This window comes from Trichocoleus sp. FACHB-40 (assembly GCF_014695915.1).
Lineage (GTDB): Bacteria > Cyanobacteriota > Cyanobacteriia > Cyanobacteriales > FACHB-T130 > Funiculus > Funiculus sociatus.
Window position 1 is genome coordinate 1 of record NZ_JACJPF010000054.1, and the last position, 7,572, is coordinate 7,572.

Below are 7,572 nucleotides of genomic sequence, written 5' to 3' on the forward strand. Positions count from 1 at the left end.
TTGGGTTTCAATCATTTAATTAATGCAATGAATCAATTTAAACCCTTTTACGCTTCTGGATAATTTTGCTTGTTTCCTATTTTCTCTCTTCGGAGAGTGACAGAAGAGGGATATATAAAATTAATATTATTTTACTTGCAGCGTCTTTTAACTTTAGTAATAGAAAAATCAACTACTTTTAATGAGTACAATTACCTAAACTTATCTGGCGGGCGTGTGATCGCTTGCTTGAAAATAGCTGATTGCGGTGGACGCTTGCTTGGGGATAGGCGATCGCATCCGTGAAAATACAGACTTTGGCAAAATGCTTCTTCCAGATTCCGTAATCTAACCCAAGAAATAATGTAGTAGTTTCTGGCAAAGTTATATTAATCCACCAAATATCACCTAAGATAGATGCGTGGTGAAAGCAATCCTTACTACTGCTATCTGGAATTCTCTAACTATGGCTCCACGATACAACAAGATTAAGTTCCCCCTCTGGCAGTTTCTCAACCAGCCAATCTTCAGTTCCAGAACCAAGCTGGTACTTAATCCCCGTCGCTTCTTGTACCTTTATAGCATTCATTTACTCGAACGCTGCTTGGCGAAAGATTACGAGCCAGGAAAGCGATATCCTCGCTAAATATCTATATTGCATTAAGTTGTCAGGACTCAGCTATAGAAAGTACGTCTTTATAAAGAGTTAGGAGCCAAGCTTATGATAAGTTCTGGCTCCTTAATTCTGGGTGCTGAATCAGGCAACAATTAGCCACATTAACACATAAAAGCTGAAAATTGGCAGGCTCCCCATAGCCAGAGAAAATTGACTATTGACTGATCCGGAACCAGTGCCAACTTGTCGAAGAGATTACTCAGATAGTCCAAGCAGCTTGTGTCACCGTCAGTTATCGGTAAGTAAATCACTGATAATAGGCGCGGGGAGTAGCCAAAGCACTCCCTTGAAAAGATCATGCCTGGGCGATCGCGTTAAGTTTTGTTCTACAACGATCGCGTTCGACAAGATAAAGTCATGGCATTACAACCGGCATATGGTATCGGTATTACCGAAAGCCCCACCATTGAAATTTCCCAGGAAGTGTTGCGGTCTATCCTCAGCCGAATAGAAGCTGAACTTTATAGCAGCGAAGTCTATAACCGTTCTTTGGCTGGGTTACAGACGATCCTGGGAGAAGCTGCGGGGAATGCCCAAATTATGGTTAAGGCAGTGGCGCGAGAAGCTATCCGGCTAGCGTTCCAGCAGTTTGCCAAGACTTACAAAGTCGTTCCCGTCGCATCCACAGAAATCAGTAACAATCAACAAGAACAGCAGCTTAGTAGTCCGTCGTCAGTCGTTACAGAAGAGTTGTCCAGTTGTCCAGTGGAAACGTTGTTAGATTCTAACAACCTGACAACGCCCACGGATAACCAACAACGAACAACAAACAACAAACCGAATAACTCACCCGCCAATTCCGAAGAAGCTGTGCCACCGTTTAGTAGCAGCAATATAGATCCGGTTTTTCCCAAACCAACTAAAAAACTCTCCAAGGCTCAGCTGGCAGCGCAAATGGCGGCTCAAGAGCGGGAGGAGCGTCTGCGGCAAATTGGTCAGGAACTACGGCAGGCGCGTCATGCTCAGTCACTGACTATGCGACAAATTCATAATTTAACATTGGTGCCGCCCCATCACATTCAAGCTTTAGAAATTTGTCGTTTGGATCAATTGCCGGAAGATATCTATGTCAGAGGCTTTATTCGCCGGATAGGAGAGGCATTGGGGTTGGATGGGGCAGCAATGGCTGCTTCTTTACCTGCACCCGATCCTGTAAAAACTGTGGTGCCATCTTGGTATCGACCCGCATCAGCATCGGTATTTCAGCTTAGCACGCTACATTTATACGTCGGCTATGCGGCTCTTGTGGCTGGGGCAGTGGGCGGACTAGCTGTGACATCGAATCACTCACAGTCTTCAGCAACAGTTGATCCTCTGCCAGATGTTCCCTCGAATCCTTCTGTTTCAGAGTCTCAGCAAATTGCGAAACCTGCTAAACCAGGCTTAAAGTTGGGTAAGAAGGGGGTGGCAGTTGGAAATGATATTGCGCCGCCGGAAGCAATAAGTAGTAATTAGTTATTAGCTAATGGCTTATAAAAATAAACAATTAGCCATTAACTACTAACTAATGACGAGATTATCTCGATGGACGACGGTTTCGGCTCCGGTGTAGCCTAAGATGGTGGGAATTTCTTCTGAGCGGTGTCCGCGAACCATCTGTAGCTCGTCGCTGCTGTAGTTCACAAGCCCTCTGGCAATTTCCCGCCCTTGTTGGTCGCACAGCTTTACGGCATCTGATGCCTGGAAGTCTCCTTCGACTGCGGTAATGCCAGCAGCTAAGAGGGATTTTCCGGCTTGCGAAATTGCCGCGATCGCTCCCTCATCTAGCATCAGTTTGCCAGATGGAATCAAACCATGAGCTATCCAGCGCTTCCGGGCATTTCCCGCTGTGTCGCGGGGTTCAAACTGGGTGCCGATGGGTTCTCCCTGCAAAATTTTCTGGATGTTACCGGGAAATCGTCCTTCTGTAATTACTGTCCGCACGCCTGCGCTGGTGGCAATGCGGGCAGCAGTAATTTTTGTAACCATGCCACCAGTACCCCACGCAGAACCGCGATCGCCTGTTTGCACTTGTAATTCTTCTAACTCATCAATATGGTTCACGAGAGTTATCGGCTGCGCGTCTGGTACTTGGCGCGGATCGGCAGAGTAAAGTCGATCTACATCGGTCATTAAAAACAGCCAATCTGCTTCTATCAAGCTGGCTACTAAGGCTGAGAGGGTATCGTTATCCCCAAATTTCAGTTCATCTACTGCTACGGTGTCATTCTCGTTCACCACGGGAATTACGCCCAGCCGCAGCAGTTCCCGAAAGGTGTTGGAAGCGTTAATATACGCCGTGCGTTCTCTAAAGGTACTGCGGGTAAGGAGAACTTGGGCAATAGGTTGTTGCAAGGTGGTAAACAAATCATCGTACACCCGCATCAGCCGTCCCTGACCTACCGCTGCTACAGCTTGTTTTAGTGCCAGCGTCCGGGGGCGATCGCGTAATCCCAATCTAGCGCAACCAACTCCCACGGCACCAGAAGATACCAGCACTACGTTATGACCTTGCCGCCGCAACTCCGTGAGGCTTTCTACTAAGGCGGCTATCGTGGAAAGTGCCAGATTACCTGTTTCTGGCGATGTCAGGCTGGAAGTACCAATTTTTACAACGAGGGTTTGAGACACTGGGAGCTGGGGGCTGGGGACTGGAGACTGGGGACTGGGGACTAGAGGGTGGGGGCTGGGTAAGATTCCTTGCAATTCCCAATTTCCAATCCCCAATTCCCAATTCCCTATCCAAAATTGTCAAACGCCAGTTCCTCTTATAGAAGGAACTGGCGTTTTACGCAGGTATTTACGGGGATTTATTTTTAGGGTCTTTATATCCGCTGACCCCACTTGAACCATAACTATAATGCCAGGAAAATTTGACAATAATTGATTTCATAATTATTTTTTTATATTTCCCTTTCTCATGATTTGTCAGGGTTTTTAAAGTTTTGTTGCTTTGCGTGGAGAGAAACGCCCAAAGCTTGAGATATCCAGACTTCAACGGTGCGGACTGGGTAGTATTTCGCGGCAACTGAGGGGTCAACCATCGGCTCGACGAGAATAGTAAACATACCTAGTCTGTTACCTGCTAGGACATCTGTGAATAAGCGATCGCCTACCATCGCCACCTGTTCAACTGGCAGGTTCATGGCAGTGACAGCTTGCCTCAACTTGCGTCGAGAAGGTTTGGCTGCACTGGTAATATAGGGCAAGTTTAACGACTTGGCGATACCGCTAATCCGGCTTTCGCTAAGGTTATTACTCACCAGCCACAACGTTGCCACATTTCTAATCTGTTCCACCCATTGCACGAGTTCTTCAGAGGCTTGCGCTACCGAGAGTGGCACTAGCGTTTCATCGACATCTAACACTAAACCTTTGAGATGATATTGCTGGAGGATTTCCGGCGTGAGACTCAAAATTGGTTTACCCAAAATTAAGTCAGGTTGTAACGGTGCTATCAAGGACATAAAAGTATGGGGGCTGGGGACTGGGGACTGGGAACTCTTCAGACTCCACGAACAATCCAGGGAATTTAGACTTATGGGGGTATGGGTGAGTTGTTAGATTTTTGTCAGTGGCTAATCGCTAAAAGCTGATTATTCTTGATATTAGCGATTAGCTTATAGCCAGTACCCAATGACTATTGATTTTGTTGTTGTCGTTGTCTGCGAATGGCATTTTTCGCGGCTTCGTGTTCTTGTACTGTTCGACTAAAAACGTGAGTGCCATCGTAACGAGCCACAAAAAATACGTAATCTGTTTTTTCCGGATTCAGAGCCGCTTTCAGACTAGCTAAGCCAGGGCTAGCGATGGGAGTAGGAGGTAATCCTGGGTTGAGGTAAGTATTGTAAGGAGAGGCAGTTTTTACTTGAGCAAAAGTCAGTGGCTGATCCGCAGTTTGCCGAATGCCCAATCCGTACTCAACAGTAGGGTCGGTTTCAAGTCTCATTCCCTGTTTGAGGCGTCGAGTGAAGACACCAGCAATCAGACGGCGTTCCGTAGGAATTACCGCTTCTTTTTCGACGATGCTTGCCAATGTTACCCACTCAAGAAGGGTTAGCGCTGGTTTCTGTTCGCCTTGTTGATAGAGGGGGAGTGCGACCGACTCAAACCGATCGAGCATTTGTTTGATAATTGCCTCTGGAGTGACGCGATCGCCATTTAGCTTGTAGGTATCCGGATACAAAAAACCTTCCAGATGAGGCACCTTATTTGGAAGCCAGGGATATTGGTTTAGAGGAATCTGAGTAACGGCTGCTAAGAAATCTTGGCTTTTGAAAAATCCTTGTGATTCAAAGTATGCAGCCATTTGAGTTAGCGACCATCCTTCCGGGATGGTGAAACTTAGCTGTACCACTTCGCCAGTCCAAATTTTATCCGCGATCGCAGATAGCGGCTCAGTAGGTGAGAGTTGGTAAGTCCCGGCTTGAAACCCACCTGGTCGCTTTTGCCATCGCAACCAATACGCCCAGAGATCCCAAGCTTCAGCCGAGCGAATCAAACCTGCTGCTTCTAAATCCTTGCCTATTTGCTGGCTCGAAGTTCCTTGCGGTATGCGGATTTGCAGCAATGCGTCTTTTTGTTCAGCAGAGGAAGGTGATTGAGTTTGAGTCACAGGAGGCCCACTCGCCCAACTCCACCATGCCCAGCCCTGCCATGTACCGACTCCCAGTACTACAGGTATGAGGGCGAGAAACGTCCATTTAGAGATGCGTTGGATTGCTTTCATCTTGATTGCGGGTAACAACCCCTGCGTGAAGAAAAGTTATGAATTTTGAGTGTTGAGTTTTGAATTTTAAAATTCTAATTTAACTCCTCACTCATTACTCATAACTCATCACTTTGGGTGTTTATTCCATGTCATCAAACAGTTGATCTTCTAGTATCGGTTGCACTTTTTTAAATTCCTCTGGAGAAAGTAACTCTGGTTCACCCGCTTCGTTAATGCGAGCAAACAACAACAACGGATCTAAAGGAGTGTAAATTGTATACTCTTGTTCCTTGTGGTAGAAGCTGGCGAGTTTCTGAAATTCCTCTGGTTCCAACTGAGTATCTTCATCCTCAATTTCCAATGTGAGAATTTCGTCCTCATCAACAGCAGGCAATTCCCCGGCTACAGTCAGGGCAAATGCTGTCCGCTTTAAGTCCAGATTTCTTTCTGCCAGGACTGCTTGAGCCGTAGAAAAGATTTCGTCAATTTCGGCTTCGTCTTCGACCAAGGTGGCTTCTTCTTCCTCCTTGTCCTCGTCCCAGGCAACAATTTCTACAGGTGAATCTATCGGCAGGAGGATGACGTATTCTTCACCTTCTACCTCTATGGAATGTTCAATGTAACAACTAAGCGATCGCCCGGATTCATCGGTCAGCGAGACGGCTGGCACTGAAGATCCATTCTCGTCAGGGGGTTGGGATGAGAACATTGCAGATATGCTGCTATCGACTCTGGATTGTGGACTTTGAAACTGCACTCCCCAAAGTTTTTACACATTGAGGAAGCAGCTTGCAAAAATCAGGATATCACGACGTTAGTAGCCAAAAGTTAGAAGCTACTAAATACTCGCTGATTAACCTGTCCAATTTTATTATGTCAATAGACCTATCCGTAAATGGGTGTAGAAATTTAGCAGGACAGGGATCTAAATCCCTCTTAGAGAATTAAATGACTAACACCTTCGCTGCGTACTCTGGCAGGTCGATGCTCAAGCCATCTTCACTGGCTTCGACCTGGGTGTCACCCATCCAATCTTGCCACGTCCCAGAGGCAGGGAAGTTAGGAAGGCGATACCCCGACAGAAATTTATCTGAGAAATTTGCCACGACGACAACATGGGAACCCTCATCATTCCAGCGGACGTAAGCTAGAACTTTTTCCTCTGGGTTTTCGTAGAAAAAATCAATGTTATTGCTACAAAGAGCTAGATTTTGTTTGCGGAGGGCGATTAATTTTTTGTAATACTCAAACAAATCCCGATTCAAATCTTTTGACAACAAAGGCCATGCTATTTTATTTGGCTGAGTCACTGTTTCACTTTTGCGCTCGTGTTCGCCAAACTCTTCTCCCATCCACAGCATCGGTACACCCATCGCTGTCATTAACAGAATAGCTGCTAACTTGGCTCGTCCAAATGCGGCTTCGCCAAAAATACCGCGATCGCCTAACTCTCTCATCAGGTGTTCGCGATCGTGAGTTGCCAAATAATTCACCACATTCGTAGCAGCCGTATAAGCCTGTCGTTTTGGGTCTAATACCTCTTTGAGCTTTTCTAATGCAAATGTTTCACCACAAATATGCGGAACCACAAAGTAGCGGAAACTTTCATGCCAACAGCCATCTAACGGCCCTTGTGGATAAACTACAGTGTTTGTATCGGGAATGTGTTCGGCAATGTTGTAAAACGGCTTCGGTGCAGTATTTTTTTTCGCTTGTTTAGCAAGCCAGTCCATAAATTCATAGTTAGCCAATTGGCGCAGGGCATCAAAACGAATACCATCAATGTGATACTTCTGAACCCAGTAACGCACCACATCCCCGACGTATTTCCAGGCAGGTTTGATATCTAAGTTTTCGTCGTAGTTGTCATAGTTAAACTCTGGCCCCCAATAGTTCGCAGGATCTTCTGGATAGTGCATATTCTCGTAGTACCAGTAATTCCGGTCTATGAGCATTAAAGGGCATTCTTCATCTGTATGGTTATAAATTCCATCGATGAAAACGCGAATACCTCTACCATGACACTCGTCAATAAACCGTTTCAAATCTTCTGTCGAGCCATAGCTGGATGGGAGCATCCCGGTTTTGCGCTTTTGAGCATCAAACGGATATTGATCCGTTAAGGTAGGCGCACCGAAGCTTAAGCATTTGATTAACATTTTTCATCAACCACTGCGCTCCTGAAATTTTCAACCTTCTATCAATTTGTTTTACTGCCGACTCTACA

Annotated in this window: 7 protein-coding genes and 2 pseudogenes; 1 reads left to right on the top strand and 8 read right to left on the bottom strand. The window is 46.0% G+C overall.

The annotated features are described in order from the left end of the window. Positions 1-178: 178 nt before the first annotated feature. Positions 179-361: a hypothetical protein gene (locus H6F63_RS12130; protein ID WP_190637668.1), complete on the bottom strand. Its 183-nt coding sequence runs from the start codon at positions 359-361 to the stop codon at positions 179-181. A 78-nt stretch (positions 362-439) separates the two neighbouring features. After that, positions 440-568: a hypothetical protein gene (locus H6F63_RS30500; protein ID WP_277873796.1), complete on the bottom strand. Its 129-nt coding sequence runs from the start codon at positions 566-568 to the stop codon at positions 440-442. A gap of 444 nt (positions 569-1,012) precedes the next feature. Between H6F63_RS30500 and H6F63_RS12135 the strand changes: the two genes are divergently transcribed. Further along, positions 1,013-2,110 carry a helix-turn-helix domain-containing protein gene (locus tag H6F63_RS12135; RefSeq protein ID WP_190637670.1) on the top strand — a complete coding sequence of 366 codons (1,098 nt, stop codon included), beginning with the start codon at positions 1,013-1,015 and terminating at the stop codon, positions 2,108-2,110. Between the two features lie 45 nt (positions 2,111-2,155). On the opposite strand, the gene proB is transcribed toward H6F63_RS12135, so the two are convergent. The 6 genes and pseudogenes from proB to H6F63_RS12165 all read right to left on the bottom strand — a co-directional run. Continuing rightward, positions 2,156-3,265 carry a glutamate 5-kinase gene (gene proB, locus H6F63_RS12140; protein WP_190421332.1) on the bottom strand — a complete coding sequence of 370 codons (1,110 nt, stop codon included), beginning with the start codon at positions 3,263-3,265 and terminating at the stop codon, positions 2,156-2,158. 287 nt (positions 3,266-3,552) lie between these two features. Next, positions 3,553-4,101 (bottom strand): YqeG family HAD IIIA-type phosphatase, encoded by a 549-nt coding sequence (locus tag H6F63_RS12145; protein ID WP_190637672.1) that lies wholly within the window; start codon positions 4,099-4,101, stop codon positions 3,553-3,555. Positions 4,102-4,274: 173 nt separating this feature from the next. Further along, positions 4,275-5,363, bottom strand: a complete 1,089-nt coding sequence (gene mltG, locus H6F63_RS12150; RefSeq protein ID WP_190421304.1) for an endolytic transglycosylase MltG — start codon at positions 5,361-5,363, stop codon at positions 4,275-4,277. A gap of 121 nt (positions 5,364-5,484) precedes the next feature. Beyond that, a complete protein-coding gene (locus H6F63_RS12155; protein ID WP_190421305.1) occupies positions 5,485-6,054 on the bottom strand; it encodes a DUF3727 domain-containing protein in 570 nt (189 codons plus the stop codon). A gap of 235 nt (positions 6,055-6,289) precedes the next feature. Further along, a pseudogene (locus H6F63_RS12160) lies at positions 6,290-7,414 on the bottom strand (alpha-amylase family glycosyl hydrolase); the annotation flags it as partial. A gap of 31 nt (positions 7,415-7,445) precedes the next feature. Further along, a pseudogene (locus H6F63_RS12165) lies at positions 7,446-7,572 on the bottom strand (ISKra4 family transposase); the annotation flags it as partial.